We start from the raw sequence: 18980 nt of genomic DNA, 5'->3' as shown, positions 1-18980 counted from the left end.
ATTCGCCAAAAGCATGGTCGGTTGACCGCAGCATTGGCTCATGGTGATCTACAGTGGTATTCCGGGAGGTCAAATCTCCCCCCCGACAAAACTATAAAACCGATGAATACAAGGAGAGTCTCAATGCCCTACGTTCCCGTTGCAGAGCTTAAAGACTATGTCGGCAAGGAACTTGGACGTTCCGAATGGCTCACCATCGACCAGGAGCGCATCAACCTGTTCGCCGAAGCCACTGGAGACTATCAGTTCATCCACGTCGATCCGGTCAAGGCCGCGCAAACGCCCTTTGGCAGCACCATCGCCCACGGTTTCCTGTCGCTGTCGCTGATTCCCAAATTGATGGAAGACATCCTCGTCCTGCCGCAAGGCCTGAAGATGGTGGTCAATTATGGCCTGGACAGCGTGCGCTTCATCCAGCCGGTCAAGGTCGACTCAAAAGTGCGGCTCAAGGTTGACCTGACCGAGGTCACCGAGAAAAAACCCGGCCAATGGCTGCTCAAGGCCACCGCCACCCTGGAGATCGAAGGTTCGGAAAAACCGGCCTACATCGCCGAGCCGCTGTCCCTGTGCTTCGTGTAAAACCTGCGAGATGCGAAGCAGCACATGCTGTTTCGCGACCTCTCTCTATATATGAGACATAGAGCTGCGGCATACTCGGTCGCCTAATTGCCCGGATCCCGCTATGCGCTCACTTGCACTGCTTACCCTGACCCTGATGCTCACCGCTTGCGGCAACGGCGAATCGCTGATGCCTCCCGACGCTCGCCTGCCGGACGGCGGACGCTATCGCGGTGACCTGGTCGACGGGTTGCTGCAAGGCCAGGGGCGTGTCGATTACCCGAACGGCAGCTGGTACGCCGGCAGCTTCGACAAAGGCCAATGGCATGGCCAGGGCGAATGGCACGGCAGCAACGGCGAAGTCTACCGTGGCAATTTCAACCAGGGGTTGTTCGATGGCCAAGGCACGCTGACCACCAGCGCCAGCAGCTACACCGGCGGTTTCAAGGCAGGTCGGCGCGACGGCGAAGGCCACCTCAAAGAAAATGGCATGACCTACCGCGGGGAATTCAAGGCCGATCAATATTCCGGATTAGGGCGCCTCGAACTCGATGACGGCAGTTCCTACCAGGGTCAGTTCGCCCATGGCAAACCCAACGGCGAAGGCCAGCGCGGCGACGGCAGTGGCAATCAGTTCACCGGCCACTTCAAGGATGGCCAACTGGAAGGCAACGGGACCTTCAACAGCGCGGATGGCGACATCTACGTTGGCGGGTTCAAGAACAACCAGTTACACGGCAAGGGCCGCTACGAGAACGCCGACGGCGATGTCTGGCTTGGCCAGTTCAAAGAAGGCGCGCTCAACGGCAAAGGCGAACTCATCGGCGCCGATGGCAGCCACTACATCGGTCAGTTCAGTGACTGGCGCTTCAGCGGCCAGGGTCGACTGAACCTGTCTGATGGCAGCTTCTACATCGGCCAGTTCGAGGGTGACAGCTACAACGGTCGCGGAACGCTGGTATTGACCGACGGCACCGTACAAAGCGGCACGTGGGCCAACGGCCAACGGGTACGCGATGCCGATGGCAAATTGCTGCCCGACAGCCTCGAACTTGGCCTGCTGGCCCAGGGTCGCCTGCTGGAGAATGCGCTGGCCAATGTGCCCGCCTCCACCTCTGCGGTTGAGTTGTATACGCTGACGCTCGGCGGCGACGGCAAGCAGAGCGTGTTCCTGCGCGAATCCGATTATGTCAGCAACATGCTCGCCAGCCGTTTTGGCGCGTTTGGCCAGATCCGCCTGGTCAATCATCGCGACCATCTTGTCGACCGACCGATGGCGACTCGGGAGAACCTGCGCCGCGCCGCCCTGACGCTGGCCGAACGCAGCGGGCCCGAAGACGTGATCTTCATCTACCTGACCAGCCACGGCACCAGCGAGCACGAACTGGTGCTCGATCAGCCGCGCATGGAGCTGGCCGACCTGCCGGCCGACGAACTTGCCGCCGTGCTCGCCCCGCTGAAAAGCCGCGACAAGGTCATTGTCATTTCGTCCTGTTACTCCGGCGGATTCATCCCTGCCCTCAAGGACGAACGCACCCTGATCATGACCGCTTCGCGGGCTGATCGCGTGTCCTTCGGCTGCTCGGAAGAAGCCAACTTCACGTATTTCGGCGATGCGCTTTTCGCCCAGGCCCTGAACCAGACCGACGACCTGGAACAGGCTTTCAAGCTGGCCAAGGCCACCGTGGCCGAACGAGAACTGGCGGACGGCTTCGAAGCGTCCGAACCTCAGATCTGGGCGCCCAAGACCGTACTCTCGCACTGGCAACTGCTGCGCAAACAGCAGGCACGAAAAGCACTACAAAGTGTCTCTATCAGCAGCGAGGATGCAAAGAGCAACTAAGCTGAACAGTATCAAGGGAGACACACTATGTACTTGACGCCTCAGCATGTATTGCTTGCCGGAGCTACCGGGCTGACCGGTGAGCACTTGCTTGATCGCCTGCTCAACGAGCCGACCATCACGCGCGTTTTGGCCCCTTCGCGCCGCCCACTGGCCGAGCACCCTCACCTGGAAAACCCGGTCGGTGACCCGGCGGTATTCCTGCCGCAGCTCAACGGCCGCGTCGACATCGCGTACTGCTGCCTGGGTACCACGATCAAGCAGGCGGGCTCCGAACAGGCGTTCCGCGCGGTCGATCTGGACATGGTGGTGGCCTTTGCCAAACGGGCGCGGGAAATGGGCGCACGCCATTTGATCGTGATCAGCGCCATCGGGGCCGATCCCAATTCATCTGTTTTCTACAACCGGGTCAAAGGAGAAATGGAACAGGCATTGCGCGCCCAGGACTGGCCGCAACTGACCATCTGCCGACCTTCCCTGTTGTTGGGAGAACGTATAGAGCCACGTCTGGCCGAGCAGCTCGCCGGTCCCTTGTCACGTTTGATTCCTGGCAAATACCGCGGCATCGAGGCATGCCAACTGGCTCGCGCGATGTGGCGGCTGGCGCTGGAAGAGCAGGATGGGGTGCGGGTGATCGAGTCGGATGAGTTGCGCAAGTTGGGCAAGTGATTTTCGGTGCCAATGCAATCCAATCGCGGGCAAGTCGTGAACGCTGCAAGGCCCTGTAGGAGCGGGCTTGCCCGCGATGGACGCAACACCGATCCAACGCCAGACGCTACAACCCACCTGTCGCCTGAAAACTCACGCCGATCACCGTCAACACCGACAACGGCAACAACAGCGTATCGAGCAGAGCACTGGCCGGCAGATCGACGCCTGGATAGCTGGGTGCCTCGGCGCCAAAACGGTCCATCGCGCAACAACCACCGTTCAACGCATACACATCCAGGCGCGTCCCGGCATAGACGACAGGCGCCCCCGGCTTGGCGGCGTCCAGCGTACGCGCCGTGGCGCAGCCCGTCAGTTGCAGCGCAAGCAAAATGGCCAGCAGCTTATTCATCGCTGCTCAGATGGTGCTCGCCCCAGCGCGGCAGCATGTCCTGCGGAATGTTCAGCAGGTTGAGAATGCGCGCCACAACGAAGTCGATCAGGTCGTCGATGGTTTGCGGCTGATGATAGAACCCAGGCGAGGCCGGCAGGATCGTCACGCCCATGTTCGACAACTTGAGCATGTGCTCCAGGTGAATGCTCGAATACGGCGCTTCACGGGGCACCAGGATCAACTGGCGACGCTCCTTCAGGGTGACGTCGGCAGCACGCTCGATCAGGTTGTTGCAGGCGCCGGTGGCAATCGCCGACAGGGTTCCGGTCGAACACGGCACCACCACCATTGCCGCCGGGCTACCGGAGCCGGAAGCTACCGGCGACATCCAATCTTCCTTCCCGTACACACGGATCTGCCCGTCGGCGGCACCGGTGTATTCGTTGAGAAAAGCCTGCATCATCTGGGGCTTGGGCGGCAATGTAACGTCGGTCTCGGTGGCCATCACCAGTTGCGCTGCCTTGGAGATCAGGAAATGCACCTCGCGGTCTTCGCGGATCAGGCAGTCCAGCAGGCGCAAACCGTACTGGGCGCCTGAGGCACCGGTCATCGCCAGCGTGATGCGCTCAGGGCCGTTGTTCATTGCAGCGCCTCGGCGAGCTTGCCGTGCAGGCCGCCGAAGCCGCCGTTGCTCATGATCACTACATGCGTGCCCGGCTGAGCCTGGCTCTTCACCCGAGCGATGATGCCTTCCAGCGAATCGCTGACAATCGAAGGAACCGTGCACAAGGCTGCCGTTGCACCCAGATCCCAACCAAGGTTGGCGGGCGCATACCAGATCACTTGATCGGCATCGACCACGCTTTCGGGCAAGCCGTCACGGTGGGCACCGAGTTTCATGGAGTTGGAACGCGGCTCGATGATGGCGATCAACGGTGCATCGCCAATGCGCTTGCGCAGGCCGTCGAGGGTCGTGGCGATGGCCGTCGGATGGTGAGCAAAGTCATCGTAGATAGTGATGCCGTGCACCTCGGCGACTTTTTCCATGCGCCGCTTCACGCTCTTGAATGCGCTCAAGGCTGCAATACCCATGGCCGGCACCACGCCAACATGACGCGCAGCAGCCAGGGTTGCCAAGGCATTGGCGACGTTGTGCTGCCCCGTCAGATCCCACTCGACTGCGCCCTGAACCACGCCATCGAACATCACTTCGAAAGCCGAACCGTCTTCGCTGAGCAGCTTGACCTGCCACAGGCCACCGGCGCCGGTGGTCTGGACCGGGGTCCAGCAGCCCATTTCGATGACACGTTGCAATGCAGGCTCGGTGGTCGGATGAATCACCAGGCCTTCGCTCGGGATAGTGCGCACCAAGTGATGGAACTGCCGCTCGATGGCCGGAAGATCGGGGAAGATGTCGGCGTGATCGAACTCAAGATTGTTCAGGATCGCTGTGCGCGGGCGGTAGTGGACAAACTTTGAGCGTTTGTCGAAAAACGCACTGTCGTACTCATCGGCTTCGATCACGAAAAACGGAGTGCCGCCCAGTCGCGCCGACACAGAGAAGTTTTGCGGCACGCCGCCGATCAGGAAGCCAGGGCTCATGCCGGCGTGTTCCAGCACCCAGGCAAGCATGCTGCTGGTCGTAGTTTTGCCGTGCGTGCCCGCAACGGCCAACACCCAGCGGCCTTGCAGCACGTGGTCCGCCAGCCATTGCGGGCCGGAGACGTAAGGCAGGCCTTTGTTGAGTACGTATTCGACCGCCGGATTGCCGCGGGACATGGCGTTGCCGATCACCACCAGGTCGGGAGCCGGGTCGAGCTGCGCCGGATCGTAGCCTTGGGTCAATTCAATGCCCTGGGCCTCCAGTTGAGTGCTCATCGGTGGATAGACGTTGGCATCGGAGCCGGTCACGTGATGGCCCAGCTCTTTGGCCAGGACCGCCATCGAACCCATGAAAGTGCCACAGATACCCAGAATATGAATGTGCATAGTCGACCTCGTAAAACATGGCCGCAGGTTAGCGTAGGGAGGGGAAAATCGCACCTTTGTTTCGATTGCGACGCACCGCCTCCCTGTAGGAGCGAGCTTGCTCGCGATGGCGTCCTCGAAATCGCCATCGCGAGCAAGCTCGCTCCTACAGGGGGATCTAGCGGGAAATACCGTGCTTGCGCAGTTTGCGGTAGAGGGTATTGCGGCTGATGCCCAACTGTTGCGCGGTATGGCTCATGTGCCAGCGTTGCAGCTCCAGCGCAGCGAGCAACGCCAGCCGCTCGGCGTCCTCCAGCGGCTGCCCTGACGGATCCTGCACCGGCACTGCTGCGGCCGGCCTCGCCTGACGGATCATCGCCGGTAAATCCTCAAGGCCGATGCGCCCGCCGTCACACAGCGCTGCCAGGGTGCGCAACACATTGCGCATCTGCCGCACGTTGCCGGGCCAGGCGAACCCAAGCAGCGCTTGCCGAGCGGGCTCATCGATCAGTACCGTCTCGCCGCCCGCTTCCTGCGCCAGCAAGTAGTCGAGCAATTGCGCGCGATCACTGCGTTCACGCAAGGCCGGCAGACCGATTTCCAGCCCATTGAGCCGGTAATAAAGATCCTCGCGGAAGCTGCCGTCCTGCACCCGCGCCAACAGATCCCGGTGGGTCGCGCTGATGATGCGCACGTTGACCGACTCCGCCGCGCCGCCAATCGGCACCACTTGCCGGTCCTCGAGCACCCGCAGCAAGCGGGTCTGCAACGCCAGCGGCATGTCACCGATCTCATCAAGGAACAGCGTGCCGCCATCGGCCTGCTGCAACTTGCCGCGCATGCCTTCCTTGCGCGCACCGGTAAAGCTACCGCCGCGATAGCCGAACAGCTCGCTTTCGATCAGGCTCTCGGGAATGGCCGCGCAATTGAGCGCGACGAAGGGCTTGTCGCTGCGTTGGCTGGCCTGGTGCACGGCCTTGGCGAACGCCTCTTTGCCGGAACCGGTCTCGCCGTTGATCAGCAGGGGCACGTCCCGCACGAACACACGCAGCGCCTTGCGAAAATCCGCCTGCAACCGTTCATCGCCCAGGCAAATACCCGCAGCGTCCGACGGTTCGGCAACCGCAGGAACCGGCGCCACAGGCACTGCATGACTACGCGGCTGACCCCGCAACAGAGCAAACAGGCTACGACCATCACGGGTGCGCAGTGGCCAACTGGCGCTGGCATTCACACTCGCGCGGACCAGCAACTCGTCCAAGGCGCAATCGAAAAACGCCTCCACCGGCTGCCCCAGCATAGAGCCGCGACCATGCCCCAGCAGGTTGAGCGCACTCTGATTGACGGCGCAGACCCGGCCTTCGCCGTCGAACGCCAACAGCCCTTCGCTGAACAGGCCGACGGATTCCGCCTGCAGGTGAAAACGCAACAGCCATTGATTGTCGAAGTAGCGCAGGAAATAACAGCTCTCGATCATCTTCGCCGACAGATTGACCAGGGCCATGGTATGAAACTGACTTTGCCGCGACACATCGTGCCGCGCCGAGGACACATCGAGCACCGCCAACAGCTCGCCATGAGGATCGAACACGGGGCTCGCCGAGCAGGTCAGGCCGGTATGACGGCCACGAAAGTGTTCGTCCTGGTGAATGGTCAGGGCCTGGCGTTCCACCAGGCAGGTGCCGATGCCGTTGGTGCCTTCGCAGGCTTCGCTCCAGTCGGCCCCAAGCCAGAGGCCGGCGCGCTCGAAAATCCTGCGTTCGGTGGGCGCGGTGACACAGTTAAGGATCACCCCGCGAGCATCGGTGAGCAATACCGCATGGCCGGCACCGGAGAGTTGCTGATGCAGGCTGCTCATTTCATTACCGGCGATGTGCAGGACTTGCTGCAGACGCTCACGGCTTTCCAGCAGGCGACCATGTTCGAGCACGGTAGGCGCCATGGTCAGGCTCGGATCGAGATGATAGTCCTCCAGGCAACGTAGCCAGGAGCGGGCAATCGAAGGATCGCTGCCAGGTCCCTGCAAGTGGGATTTGCCCTGGCTCACAGTCAGTACCTGCTGAGCATGGCGACTCAAATGGTTGTCGTGCATTTCCTTGTGTGCTCCCAGCAGGGTTGGGCCTGGCGCGTGAGCCTGAGCATCCTCCTGACCGTCGCGTAATGCAATGCTGGCTAAGCCGCGCCGCCACAAGCTGCGCCACAAACGATACAAAGTGTCACAGGCCACGTATCGAAAGCGTCACAGCGCGCATCCGCCCGTCCGACAAAAACCGCGCAACGCATTGATTTACCTGAGTGGCAAGGCGCTGGCCCAACCTTTGCTCTACGCTTGATGCACACGCAAAAATCGCGACTTCCTTATAAGTACAAAAAGCCAAGGAGAACCCACCATGCGTTACGCTCACCCCGGTACTGAAGGCGCTATCGTCACGTTCAAGAGCAGATACGGTAATTACATCGGCGGCGAATTCGTCGCGCCTGTCAAAGGTCAATACTTCACCAACACCTCGCCAGTGAATGGCCAACCGATTGCCGAATTCCCCCGCTCCACCGCCGAAGACATCGACAAAGCCCTGGATGCTGCTCATGCTGCCGCCGATGCGTGGGGTGCCACGTCCGTCCAGGCGCGCTCGCTTATCCTGCTGAAAATCGCCGACCGTATCGAACAGAACCTGGAAACCCTGGCACTCACCGAAAGCTGGGACAACGGTAAAGCTGTTCGCGAAACCCTCAACGCCGACATTCCACTGGCGGCCGACCACTTCCGCTACTTCGCCGGCTGCCTGCGCGCCCAGGAAGGCAGCGCCGCCGAAATCGACGGCAACACCGTGGCTTATCACATCCATGAGCCCTTGGGTGTGGTCGGGCAGATCATCCCGTGGAACTTCCCGATCCTGATGGCCGCCTGGAAACTCGCTCCGGCCCTGGCTGCCGGCAACTGCGTGGTGCTCAAGCCTGCCGAGCAAACACCGCTGGGCATCACCGTGCTGGTCGAACTGATCGGTGACCTGCTGCCACCGGGCGTACTGAACGTCGTCCAAGGCTTCGGAAAAGAGGCGGGCGAAGCGCTGGCCACCAGCAAACGCATCGCCAAAATCGCCTTCACCGGCTCGACCCCGGTCGGCTCGCACATCATGAAATGCGCGGCAGAAAACATCATCCCGTCCACCGTGGAACTGGGCGGAAAATCGCCGAACATCTTCTTCGAAGACATCATGCAGGCTGAACCGACCTTCATCGAGAAAGCCGCCGAAGGCCTGGTGCTGGCATTCTTCAACCAGGGCGAAGTCTGCACCTGCCCTTCTCGTGCGCTGGTGCAGGAGTCGATCTACGACGAGTTCATGCAGGTGGTGATGAAGAAAGTCCTGCAGATCAAGCGCGGCGACCCCTTCGATACCGACACTATGGTTGGTGCCCAGGCTTCCGAGCAGCAGTTCGATAAAATCCTTTCGTACCTGGAAATCGCCAAGGGCGAGGGCGCAGAGTTGCTGACCGGTGGCAAGGTGGAAAAACTCGAGGGCAACCTGGCGAGCGGCTATTACATCCAGCCGACCCTGCTCAAGGGCACCAACAAAATGCGCGTGTTCCAGGAAGAGATCTTTGGCCCGGTGGTGAGCGTTACCACCTTCAAGGACGAAGCCGAAGCCCTGGCCATCGCCAACGACACCGAGTTCGGCCTCGGTGCCGGCCTGTGGACCCGCGACATCAACCGCGCCTATCGCATGGGCCGGGCGATCAAGGCCGGTCGTGTGTGGACCAATTGCTATCACCTGTACCCGGCGCATGCCGCGTTCGGCGGTTACAAAAAGTCCGGCGTCGGCCGTGAAACCCACAAAATGATGCTCGATCACTATCAGCAGACCAAAAACCTGCTGGTGAGCTACGACATCAATCCATTGGGGTTCTTCTAAAGACCTCGGGGTGACACTCAGAGATTTGTGTCGCCCCGCCCATAGCCATCGCGGGCAAGCCCGCTCCCACAGGGTTTGGTCGTTCACACATCCACTGTGGGAGCGGGCTTGCCCGCGATGGCGTCAGAGGGCTCTGGCTCAAGCCTTGCATGTTCGCAACACCCTTTCCCGGCAAGACATCAAATCTCAGGAGGACACCGCCCCATGGCCCTGTTCACCCACTCCATCGGCGCCCAGACCTATCGCTTCGAAAGCCTCAAGGAGGTCATGGCCAAGGCCAGCCCCGCGCGGTCGGGGGACTTTCTGGCCGGTGTGGCCGCGCTCAACGATGGTGAACGCGTCGCCGCGCAGATGACCCTGGCGGACATTCCTCTCACCCATTTCCTGCAGGAAGTGTTGATTCCCTACGAGGCGGATGAAATCACCCGGCTGATCATCGACACCCACGACAAACACGCCTTCGCCGTGGTCAGCCACCTGACCGTCGGCGGATTTCGTGATTGGTTGCTCAGTGATGCAGCCGACGAACAGAGCCTGCGCGCCCTTGCCCCCGGCCTGACACCCGAGATGGTCGCGGCGGTGTCAAAGATCATGCGCGTGCAGGACCTGGTGCTGGTCGCGCAGAAAATACGTGTGGTCACCCGGTTTCGCGGCACCATGGGCCTGCGCGGACGCCTGTCTACCCGCCTGCAACCCAACCACCCGACCGATGAACCGGCCGGCATTGCCGCGAGCATTCTCGACGGATTGCTGTACGGCAACGGTGACGCGATGATTGGCATCAACCCGGCCACCGACAGCATCGCCTCGATCTGCGCGATGCTGGAAATGCTCGACGCCATCATCCAGCGTTACGAAATCCCGACACAAGCCTGCGTACTGACCCATGTCACCACGTCCATCGAAGCGATCAATCGTGGCGTTCCGCTGGACCTGGTGTTCCAGTCAATCGCAGGCACGCAAGCCGCCAACGCCAGTTTCGGCATCAATTTGAACCTGTTGCAGGAAGGCTATGACGCCGGTCTCAGCCTCAAGCGCGGCGGGCAAAACCTGATGTATTTCGAAACCGGCCAGGGCAGTGCTCTGTCGGCCAACGCCCATCACGGCGTCGATCAACAAACTTGTGAAACCCGTGCCTACGCCGTCGCACGCCATTTCAAACCGTTCCTGGTGAACACCGTTGTCGGCTTCATCGGCCCGGAGTACCTCTATAACGGCAAGCAGATCATACGCGCCGGCCTTGAAGATCACTTCTGCGGCAAACTGCTGGGCGTGCCCATGGGTTGCGACATCTGCTACACCAACCATGCCGAAGCCGACCAGGACGACATGGACACCCTGCTGACCCTGCTGGGTGTTGCCGGGATCAACTTCATCATGGGCATTCCCGGTTCTGATGACATCATGCTCAACTACCAGACCACCTCGTTCCATGACGCCCTCTACGCCCGGAAGACCCTGGGGCTCAAACCTGGACCGGAGTTCGAACAATGGCTGAAAAACATGGGCATCTTCACCCAGGCGGACGGCAGGATCGAATTCGGCAGCCAGCTGCCACCGGCGTTCCGCCAGGCCATGGCGCAATTGGGATGAGTGTCGATATGGAAAATCCGCCGGTTGATCCGCAAAACCCGTTGCTGCAATTGCGCCGCCTGACGCCCGCCAGGATCGCACTGGGCCGTACCGGCACCAGCCTGCCAACTGGCGCGCAACTGGAATTCCAGTACGCTCATGCCCAGGCCCGGGACGCCGTGCACCTGGCTTTCGATCATGCTGGGCTGCGTGCGCAATTGGCCGACAGTGGAAGTAACACTTTGTTGCTGCACAGCGCGGCACACAATCGCGACCTCTACCTGCAACGCCCTGATTTGGGGCGCAGATTGAGCGACGAGTCCGCGCAGACTCTGCGTGACCACGCCGTGGCACACCCTGGCGGTGTCGATCTGGTCATCGTGATCGCCGATGGCCTGTCGGCGCTGGCCGTTCACCGGCATGCGGTGCCCTTTCTAGCACGAATACAAGAACAGATTGCCGCTGACGGCTGGTCGGTGGCACCCGTGGTGCTGGTCGAGCAGGGACGGGTTGCGGTGGCCGATGAGATCGGCGAATTGCTGGGTGCAAAAATGGTGGTGATTCTGATCGGCGAACGCCCTGGGCTCAGTTCCCCGGACAGCCTGGGTTTGTATTTCACCTATGCCCCCAAGGTCGGCCTGACCGACGCCCATCGCAACTGTATTTCCAATGTCCGGCTGGAGGGCTTGAGTTACGGCATGGCCGCGCACCGCCTCCTGTATTTGATGCGCGAAGCCTGTCGGCGCAAGTTGTCCGGGGTCAATCTCAAGGATGAAGCGCAAGTGCCGACCCTGGCGTCGGACGCGGGAGAGGATATCAAAGGTAATTTCCTGCTGGACACGCCGAAAACCTGAACCGTTTCCGCATTGCGTTTCGGCGTCCGTTTCAGGCAGGATCGATTCGCGGCCGCCAAGGGTTTCCTATCGCCGTCACGATGTAAGACAGCCACTTGAAGACGAGACCTATCGATGCGGATTATCCAAGCGACCCTCGAACACCTGGACCTGTTAACGCCGTTGTTTGTGAAGTATCGTGAGTTCTACGGCGCCCTGCCGTACCCGGATTCATCCCGCGCCTTTCTCGAGAAACGTCTGCGCCGCAAGGAATCGGTGATCTATCTGGCCCTGTCCGATGACGACAAGCTGATGGGCTTCTGCCAGTTGTACCCGAGCTTTTCTTCGCTTTCACTCAAACGCGTGTGGATACTCAACGATATCTACGTCGCCGAAGACGCGCGCCGTCAGTTGGTCGCCGACAACCTGATCCGCACCGCGAAGAAAATGGCCAAGGAAACCAATGCCGTGCGCATGCGTGTGTCCACCAGCAGCGATAACCAGGTGGCCCAGAAGACCTATGAATCCATCGGGTTCAAGGAAGACACCGAGTTCAAGAACTACGTGTTGCCGATCAGCGAAGAGCTTTGATCTTGCTGTGTTCCTGTAGGAGCGAGCTTGCTCGCGATGGCGGTGTTTCAGTCAACGATGATGTCGACTGACACGCCGCCATCGCGAACAAGCTCGCTCCTACAGGGGGATCATCCGACGAAATCCCCCGCTACAAACTCGACACGCTTTTCACCTGTCAGGCCGTATAATGCGGACCTTTCCGGCTTGTAAGAAAAACTACACTCGTGTGTAGCCTTTCGCGAAGTCATCCGCACAGGCCTGCCGAGTCGGGCCGCTTTTACAGGTGCCCCCATGGATTTCAACCCGCTCGACCTTGTCCTGCATCTCGATGTGTATCTCGACTTGCTGGTAAACAACTACGGGCCATGGATCTACGCCATCCTGTTCCTGGTCATTTTCTGCGAGACCGGCCTGGTGGTGATGCCCTTCCTGCCCGGCGACTCCCTGCTGTTCATCGCGGGCGCCGTAGCGGCGGGTGGCGGCATGGACCCGGTGCTGTTGGGGGGCCTGCTGATGCTGGCGGCGATCCTCGGCGATAGCACCAACTATGTCATCGGACGAACGGCCGGCGAGCGACTGTTCAGCAACCCAAACTCGAAAATCTTCCGCCGCGACTACCTGCAGCAAACCCACGACTTCTACGACAAGCACGGCGGTAAAACCGTGACCATGGCGCGCTTCCTGCCCATCGTCCGCACTTTTGCACCGTTCGTCGCCGGCGTGGCGAAAATGCCTTATCCACGTTTCTTCTTTTTCAGCGTGCTGGGCACCCTCCTCTGGGTCGGCGGCCTGGTAACCCTGGGCTATTTCTTCGGCAACGTGCCATTCATCAAGAAAAACCTGTCGTTGCTGGTGGTGGGCATCATCCTGCTGTCGCTGGTGCCGATGATCATCGGTGTGGTCCGCAGCCGTTTCGGCAGTGCTGCATCCAAAGCCGAACCTCGCTGAGCGATGTGGTCGCTCAGCGCCTGGCGTCGTCGGCGCATCCTGGCCAGGCACCCGATTGACGATGATGTGTGGCAGCGGGTTCGCCATCACCTGAGCTTTCTCGACGGTATCACCGCCGAGCAGGACCAGTGGCTGCGCGAAGCCTGCGTGCTGTTCCTCGAAGACAAACACCTGACGGCCCTGCCGGGGGTCGAACTGCATCAGGAACAGCGGCTGCTGCTCGCCGCCCAGGCCCAGTTGCCCTTGCTCAACCTCGGCGAACTGAACTGGTATCAGGGCTTCCACGAAATCGTGCTCTACCCCGACGACTTCCTCAGCCCCCAGCGCCATCGCGATGCCAGCGGCGTCGAGCACGAGTGGGACGGCGAACACAGCGGAGAAGCCTGGCAGCAGGGGCCGGTCATTCTCGCCTGGCCTGGGGTCATGGCCAGCGGCGGGTGGGAAGGCTATAACCTGGTCATCCACGAACTCGCGCACAAACTCGACATGCTCAACGGTGACGCCAATGGCCTGCCCCCCCTGCATCCCGACATGCGGGTCAGTGAGTGGGCCAGGGTCATGCAAACCGCCTTTGATGACCTTGATCAGCAACTTGAACGCAATCCGGACGCCGAAACCGCCATCGACCCCTACGCAGCGGAGAATCCCGCCGAGTTCTTCGCCGTCACCAGTGAATACTTCTTCAGCGCCCCCGACCTGCTGCACGCGGCCTATCCAGAGGTGTATGAACAGTTGCAGCTTTTTTACCGCCAGGACCCGCTGGCCCGGCTGCGGCAACTTCTGGCGCACGACCCTGTCTATCAGGCACGCGACTAAGGTCCAGCCGACTTCTGGCGCATAGCGCCCAGAGCGGAATATGCCTATAATCGCCGCCACTTTTTGGTCAACTAACGGGGGCACAGCCCAATGAGCTACAGCAAGATTCCAGCTGGCAAAGACCTGCCGAACGACATCTACGTCGCGATCGAGATTCCGGCCAACCACGCGCCGATCAAATACGAAATCGACAAAGACAGCGATTGCCTGTTCGTTGACCGTTTCATGGCCACCCCGATGTTCTACCCGGCCAACTACGGTTACATCCCCAACACCCTGGCCGACGACGGTGACCCCCTCGACGTGCTGGTCGTAACCCCTTATCCGGTTGCTCCAGGTTCGGTGATCCGCGCTCGTCCGGTCGGCATCCTGAACATGACCGACGACGGCGGCGGCGATGCCAAGGTCATCGCGGTTCCACACGACAAGCTGTCCCAGCTGTACGTCGATGTTAAGGAATACACCGACCTGCCAGCGCTGCTGATCCAGCAGATCGAGCACTTCTTCGCGAACTACAAAGATCTCGAAAAAGGCAAATGGGTGAAGATCGAAGGCTGGGACGGCGCAGACGCCGCCCGTGCTGCGATCACCAAGTCGGTTGCTGCCTATAAAGGTTAAGAGCAACTGCGAACTCTGAGCTGCAAGCTTCAAGAAGAACCCCGGTTGAGCCGGGGTTTTTTTATGCCTGCAAGGCCACTTTCCACACAGCGTTTAACAATTGGATCGCTCGATTTTCCCTGTTTATTTTCTACAGGATAAGTCTTACATGAGGTCGCAAATTTCTTGCGTAATTTGAACGGGTCGTTTATTCAAAGCCCCGTGCTGCGGGCATAGACTCGTGTTTATGAAAAAGAACAAAACCTGCGGCCTCCGCTTCAAAATGCTCCTGAAAATGGCGGACATCACAACGACCGGCTTCGCCGATGTCCTGAATATCACCAACGCACAAACCGTTCATAACTGGTACTCCCGTGGCGTGCCCGACTACCGGATAGAGGAAGTGGCCAGGAAGCTCTCGGTCAACAGCGAATGGCTGAAAACCGGTGACGGCCCCAAAGACGCCCGACACCTGCGCCTGGTCAGCGATACCGGTGACACCTTCGATGCGCAGGCCTTGCGGGGCGTTTACACCGTTGTCGAACCCATCGATGTCGATCTGCCTTTTTACAAGGAAGCGCCGGCGACTCCAGGCTCCAGCAAAACCCACGTCGTCGTGGACAAGAGCCAGGTCATGCGCCTACCCCGCAGCTACCTCGACTCGCTGGAAATCAATTACGGCGACGCCATTTGCGCCACCATGATTGGCAACAGCATGGCCGAAAAAATTGCCGACGGCTCGACCGTCGCCATTGATCGCGGCCTGACCCAGATCGTCGATGGGGAAGTCTACGCAATCGAGCACGATGGCATGCTGAGGATCAAATACCTGCACCGCCTGCCCGGCAACGGTTTACGACTACGCAGCCACAACAGCGCTGAATACCCGGATGAAATCTTCAGGGCCCCACAGATCGAAGAGCAGAACATCCGGGTGTTGGGCTGGGTGTTCTGGCGTGCCACCCTGAACAAGTCCCGCCCGCCTGTGCCGTTTTTATAAACCCACGCCTACAGGAGTGGGTGAACACCGCGCTGGGAATTTCAAAAAAAAATCAGTATGCTGCGCCCCACATTTGCGCATCGCCCCGCCCTGCGGCGCAGAATCGCACTGACAAAGCAGATGATTTTCTCGCCGAGTCCCACAGCCGGACGCAAGATCCGGGTGTACGTTTTGAAGGCTGGCGAGGTTTACCAAAAATGAACCGAGCCAGTCCCCGAGAAGCCGGCCACAAGCCGGCTTTTTAATGCCTGCAACAGCAGAACCCATCGTCTGAAAAATCGGTTCGAAGATTGTGAACCTCGCCCACGCCTGCTAACGTAAAGACAAACGTCATTACAGGAAGCGCATTGTGGCCTCCATCAATATCCGCATCGACGATGAGTTGAAACAACGTTCCTTCGCCGAACTGGAAAAGCTCGGCGTCACACCCTCAGAACTGCTGCGCCAGACTCTCCAATACGTTGCCGAACGTGGAAAGTTGCCGTTCAAAGCTGCACTGCTTAGTGAGGAAGATGAAGCCCTGATCGCAGTCGTCACAGAACGCCTTGCCGCTCCCCAGCGAGTAAAGGTAAGCCTGGATGACCTATAACCTCGAATTTGATCGGCGCGCGCTGAAGGAGTGGAACAAACTGGGCGACACCCTACGCCAGCAATTCAAAAAGAAACTCGCTGAGGTATTGGAAAACCCTCGTGTCGAAGCCAATCGACTTCGTCAACTACCCGACTGCTACAAACTAAAGTTGCGCAGCGCTGGATATCGGCTGATTTATCAAGTCATTGATCACGAAGTTGTGGTGTTCGTTATCGCCATCGGAAAGCGCGAACGGGAAGCCGCTTACCAGGATGCCCAAGACCGCATTGATGCGACGTAGAGACATGCCGAGCCTTCTCACGGATAACTGAACCCCTTCACCAACGTCAGCTCCCCCACCGCCCGCATCGGCACCAGGAACGTTTCCATCTTCTCATTCGGCGTCCCCTCCTCGGTAATCACTGTTACCTGGGCCGTGGTCAGCGCTTGTACCGCTTCTTCCTGCCCGTCTTCATCCTGGCGATAACCACCGCCGAAGTAATTCACATAGACCAGGTACTGCCCCTTGATCGGTGCAGGCATGGCGAAAATTTCCGGGCCGTAGCCGGTGGTGACGTCGACATCCAGCGCTGCGCCGTTGGGTGCGACGCGGTCGCCGTACCAGATGTGGGCGCCGTCGGGGGTAATGAGGTGCAGGTCCAGGTCGGTGCCGTCGCTGTCCCAGGCCAGCAGCACGCGCAGCTTGGCCGGCGTCGCTCCGCCGCTGGAGTTGAGGAACTGGGTACGGCGGCGTTGCTGGCCATCGGGGCTGCGCACCTCGACGCTGTTGCTGCCATTGGGGAACGAGAACGGACGGTCGAAGCGCCCGGCGGGGTCGACCTTGAGCGGCATGCTCACGCCATTGACGATCAGCCGGCCCGGCTCGCCGGACTTCGGCGTGGCCTTGATCTGGCCGCTGATGCGCGCGGTGTTGGCCTGTCCTGCGGGTGTATTGACCGATGAAGCCGGGTAGTTGACGGTTTGGCGAAAACGTTCGCCTTCACCCTCGGCCGCGCCGGTACGCCAACCGCCCACAGGGGTGTCGAGATCGACAGCAGCGTAGGTCGACGGCAACGCACCCAGTGCGTAAAGGAACAGCAAGACCTGTGGATAACGGAGTTTCATGGACTATTCCAGCAAGAGGTGGCGGGCGAGCCCTTCGATGTAAGTTTCATCCTGGCCGTTGGGATGTGCCTGGAAGGCCAGGTGCAGGTATTCGTGAGTCAGGTCGAGGCGATCTTGCAGCGTCAACACCCCGCGCACGTAGATGCGCTGGCGCTCGCGGTCGACGTAGGGGCGACCGAATGCCAGCCTGCAGACGGCGAAAGTGCTGACATCGGTGTAACCCACTTCACTCTCCAGGCGCTGGCGCCAGCTCCGGCGCTGGCTCTTCAGCCAGTCTTGAGCGGCGGGCAGTGCCTGGCATGAAGCAACAGGGTTGTCCCAGCGGCTGAGGCTGGCACGTGGGTAGGCGTGCAGCAGGATGGTGTCGTAGCGTTGGCCGGCATTGGCCTGCTCGACAGCGTGTTGCCAGGACAGCTTGTCCGGGCCCGGTTGGTCGGAATGATAGGTGACGGTACTACCGGCCAGGACGAGGTCGCTGGTCCAGGCGGCGATGTTGCGTGATTCAGGTGAGGCCGGACGTGGTGCAACACGCTGACGGTTGCTGCTGTCGTCGATGCTCAGGCAGTCACCATTGCGCGAGGCGTTCTGCAGCAGGTAGGTGCGAATGGCGACGGCCAGGGCCTTGGCAGCTTCGACCGGTTGCGCCTTGGCTTCGCGCTGCAGGACGCGGGCGACGTACTCTTCGCGATCCAGGCGGGCGACGAGTTTGTCGTTGAGCAAAAACAATTCGCCATCGCTATGGATATCGAGTTGGTTGCCATTGCTGAACTCGACACGGTAATCACCCTTCATCGGGCCGGACGCCACCACACGCTCTGCGGCCAGCACCCGCTTGATCGGGTATCGGGCGAACAAACCGACTTCAACGCAACGCCCCGCATCCGCCGGCCAGGCCACCGGCAGCACGGACGCCAATGCGGCGCCGTAATCGCGCAAGACCCTTTGACTGGTGCCACGGCCACCGGCCCAGATCGGCGTGCCGTCAAGGGTCCAACCGGCGAACCCACCCTGGCGCGATGCGGGGTCCAGATCACCCAGCCAGCTCCAGGTCTTCACACGCAGCCGACCGCCGAGTTCACCCACCACATTGCCATCCGCCGCGTTGAGCACCACATCCAGCAACACCCGCCGTGCCTGTTCCTGAGCCGGCATGGCGGCCAGCACCTGGAGCAACTCGACGACCGGCACACGCGTAGCAGGCTGCAACGATGGCAACTCCAGCAGCCATGGCGGTGCCCGCCGGGCCTGCCAGTATCGGCTCCAATCGGCGTCGACAATGCCCAGGCGCGCTGGCTCGAAATACAATCCGCAAGACTTCACCAGCGCCTGATCGCGACCTATGTGCTCACCCGTCGCGCAGCAATACACTTCCTCTTTCGACTGCCCGCGACACTCATAAGGCGGTTCCTGGGCGCCTGTGTCCACCAGCCAGGCGTATACGAACAATTTCCACAGGCTGCCCAGGGGTGTCTGCACGTCAGCCGAAAGCGGTTCGCGGGCAATCAGTTGGGTACGACTCAGCGATAACAGCTCACCGTTAAAACCCAGGCGCAGCGGTCCTTCCTGCGCCGTTGCCAGCGCAGGGATCAAACACAACCAAAACCCGAGCCAACGCCAGGGCAT

The 18980-nt window shown here is 60.5% G+C and carries 19 protein-coding genes; 13 read left to right on the top strand and 6 right to left on the bottom strand.

Going from position 1 to position 18980, the window contains the following annotated elements:
* Positions 1 to 123: 123 nt before the first annotated feature.
* From AB4N64_RS28295 to AB4N64_RS28285, 3 genes are all read left to right on the top strand, one after another.
* A complete protein-coding gene (locus AB4N64_RS28295) occupies positions 124 to 579 on the top strand; it encodes a MaoC family dehydratase (protein ID WP_460120542.1) in 456 nt (151 codons plus the stop codon).
* Between the two features lie 103 nt (positions 580 to 682).
* The gene (locus AB4N64_RS28290) at positions 683 to 2401 is read left to right on the top strand and encodes a C13 family peptidase (RefSeq protein ID WP_460120540.1); all 1719 of its coding nucleotides are present in this window, start codon (positions 683 to 685) and stop codon (positions 2399 to 2401) included.
* Positions 2402 to 2428: 27 nt separating this feature from the next.
* The gene (locus AB4N64_RS28285; protein WP_460120538.1) at positions 2429 to 3070 is read left to right on the top strand and encodes an oxidoreductase; all 642 of its coding nucleotides are present in this window, start codon (positions 2429 to 2431) and stop codon (positions 3068 to 3070) included.
* 106 nt (positions 3071 to 3176) lie between these two features.
* Here the strand turns inward: AB4N64_RS28285 and AB4N64_RS28280 are convergent, their stop codons facing one another.
* From AB4N64_RS28280 to AB4N64_RS28265, 4 genes are all read right to left on the bottom strand, one after another.
* Positions 3177 to 3461 carry a YceK/YidQ family lipoprotein gene (locus AB4N64_RS28280; RefSeq protein ID WP_460120536.1) on the bottom strand — a complete coding sequence of 95 codons (285 nt, stop codon included), beginning with the start codon at positions 3459 to 3461 and terminating at the stop codon, positions 3177 to 3179.
* The gene (gene ubiX, locus AB4N64_RS28275) at positions 3454 to 4086 is read right to left on the bottom strand and encodes a flavin prenyltransferase UbiX (protein WP_460120534.1); all 633 of its coding nucleotides are present in this window, start codon (positions 4084 to 4086) and stop codon (positions 3454 to 3456) included. The genes AB4N64_RS28280 and ubiX overlap by 8 nt, the downstream gene beginning before the upstream one ends.
* Positions 4083 to 5432: a UDP-N-acetylmuramate:L-alanyl-gamma-D-glutamyl-meso-diaminopimelate ligase gene (gene mpl, locus AB4N64_RS28270; protein ID WP_460120532.1), complete on the bottom strand. Its 1350-nt coding sequence runs from the start codon at positions 5430 to 5432 to the stop codon at positions 4083 to 4085. Before mpl ends, ubiX begins: the two co-directional genes overlap by 4 nt.
* Positions 5433 to 5589: 157 nt before the next feature.
* The gene (locus AB4N64_RS28265; protein ID WP_460120530.1) at positions 5590 to 7503 is read right to left on the bottom strand and encodes a sigma-54-dependent Fis family transcriptional regulator; all 1914 of its coding nucleotides are present in this window, start codon (positions 7501 to 7503) and stop codon (positions 5590 to 5592) included.
* 298 nt (positions 7504 to 7801) lie between these two features.
* Between AB4N64_RS28265 and exaC the strand changes: the two genes are divergently transcribed.
* From exaC to AB4N64_RS28215, 10 genes are all read left to right on the top strand, one after another.
* Positions 7802 to 9322: an acetaldehyde dehydrogenase ExaC gene (gene exaC, locus AB4N64_RS28260; protein WP_460120528.1), complete on the top strand. Its 1521-nt coding sequence runs from the start codon at positions 7802 to 7804 to the stop codon at positions 9320 to 9322.
* A 204-nt stretch (positions 9323 to 9526) separates the two neighbouring features.
* On the top strand, positions 9527 to 10915 hold the full coding sequence (locus AB4N64_RS28255) for an ethanolamine ammonia-lyase subunit EutB (RefSeq protein WP_460120526.1): 1389 nt from the start codon (positions 9527 to 9529) through the stop codon (positions 10913 to 10915).
* Positions 10912 to 11748, top strand: coding sequence for an ethanolamine ammonia-lyase subunit EutC (gene eutC, locus AB4N64_RS28250; RefSeq protein WP_460120524.1), 837 nt, complete (start codon positions 10912 to 10914; stop codon positions 11746 to 11748). The genes AB4N64_RS28255 and eutC overlap by 4 nt, the downstream gene beginning before the upstream one ends.
* A gap of 114 nt (positions 11749 to 11862) precedes the next feature.
* Positions 11863 to 12318: a GNAT family N-acetyltransferase gene (locus AB4N64_RS28245; RefSeq protein ID WP_460120522.1), complete on the top strand. Its 456-nt coding sequence runs from the start codon at positions 11863 to 11865 to the stop codon at positions 12316 to 12318.
* Positions 12319 to 12591: 273 nt separating this feature from the next.
* The gene (locus tag AB4N64_RS28240; protein WP_460120520.1) at positions 12592 to 13248 is read left to right on the top strand and encodes a DedA family protein; all 657 of its coding nucleotides are present in this window, start codon (positions 12592 to 12594) and stop codon (positions 13246 to 13248) included.
* A 3-nt stretch (positions 13249 to 13251) separates the two neighbouring features.
* On the top strand, positions 13252 to 14064 hold the full coding sequence (locus tag AB4N64_RS28235) for a M90 family metallopeptidase (protein WP_460120518.1): 813 nt from the start codon (positions 13252 to 13254) through the stop codon (positions 14062 to 14064).
* Between the two features lie 90 nt (positions 14065 to 14154).
* Positions 14155 to 14682, top strand: coding sequence for an inorganic diphosphatase (ppa, locus tag AB4N64_RS28230; protein WP_007933577.1), 528 nt, complete (start codon positions 14155 to 14157; stop codon positions 14680 to 14682).
* 226 nt (positions 14683 to 14908) lie between these two features.
* Positions 14909 to 15661 (top strand): S24 family peptidase, encoded by a 753-nt coding sequence (locus tag AB4N64_RS28225; RefSeq protein WP_460120516.1) that lies wholly within the window; start codon positions 14909 to 14911, stop codon positions 15659 to 15661.
* Between the two features lie 349 nt (positions 15662 to 16010).
* Entirely contained in the window at positions 16011 to 16250 is a 240-nt protein-coding gene (locus AB4N64_RS28220; RefSeq protein WP_095197216.1) for a type II toxin-antitoxin system RelB/DinJ family antitoxin, read from the top strand.
* Entirely contained in the window at positions 16240 to 16533 is a 294-nt protein-coding gene (locus tag AB4N64_RS28215; RefSeq protein WP_460120514.1) for a type II toxin-antitoxin system RelE family toxin, read from the top strand. The genes AB4N64_RS28220 and AB4N64_RS28215 overlap by 11 nt, the downstream gene beginning before the upstream one ends.
* A gap of 17 nt (positions 16534 to 16550) precedes the next feature.
* On the opposite strand, the gene AB4N64_RS28210 is transcribed toward AB4N64_RS28215, so the two are convergent.
* A complete protein-coding gene (locus tag AB4N64_RS28210; RefSeq protein WP_460120512.1) occupies positions 16551 to 17357 on the bottom strand; it encodes a YfaP family protein in 807 nt (268 codons plus the stop codon).
* Between the two features lie 3 nt (positions 17358 to 17360).
* Complete coding sequence (locus AB4N64_RS28205) at positions 17361 to 18980, bottom strand: DUF2300 domain-containing protein (protein WP_460120509.1); 1620 nt, start codon at positions 18978 to 18980, stop codon at positions 17361 to 17363.

The sequence above is a fragment of the Pseudomonas sp. S2_C03 genome, from assembly GCF_054668405.1.
Note: the sequence above shows the minus strand (reverse complement) of the source record. Positions and strands in the feature narration are given on the sequence as shown.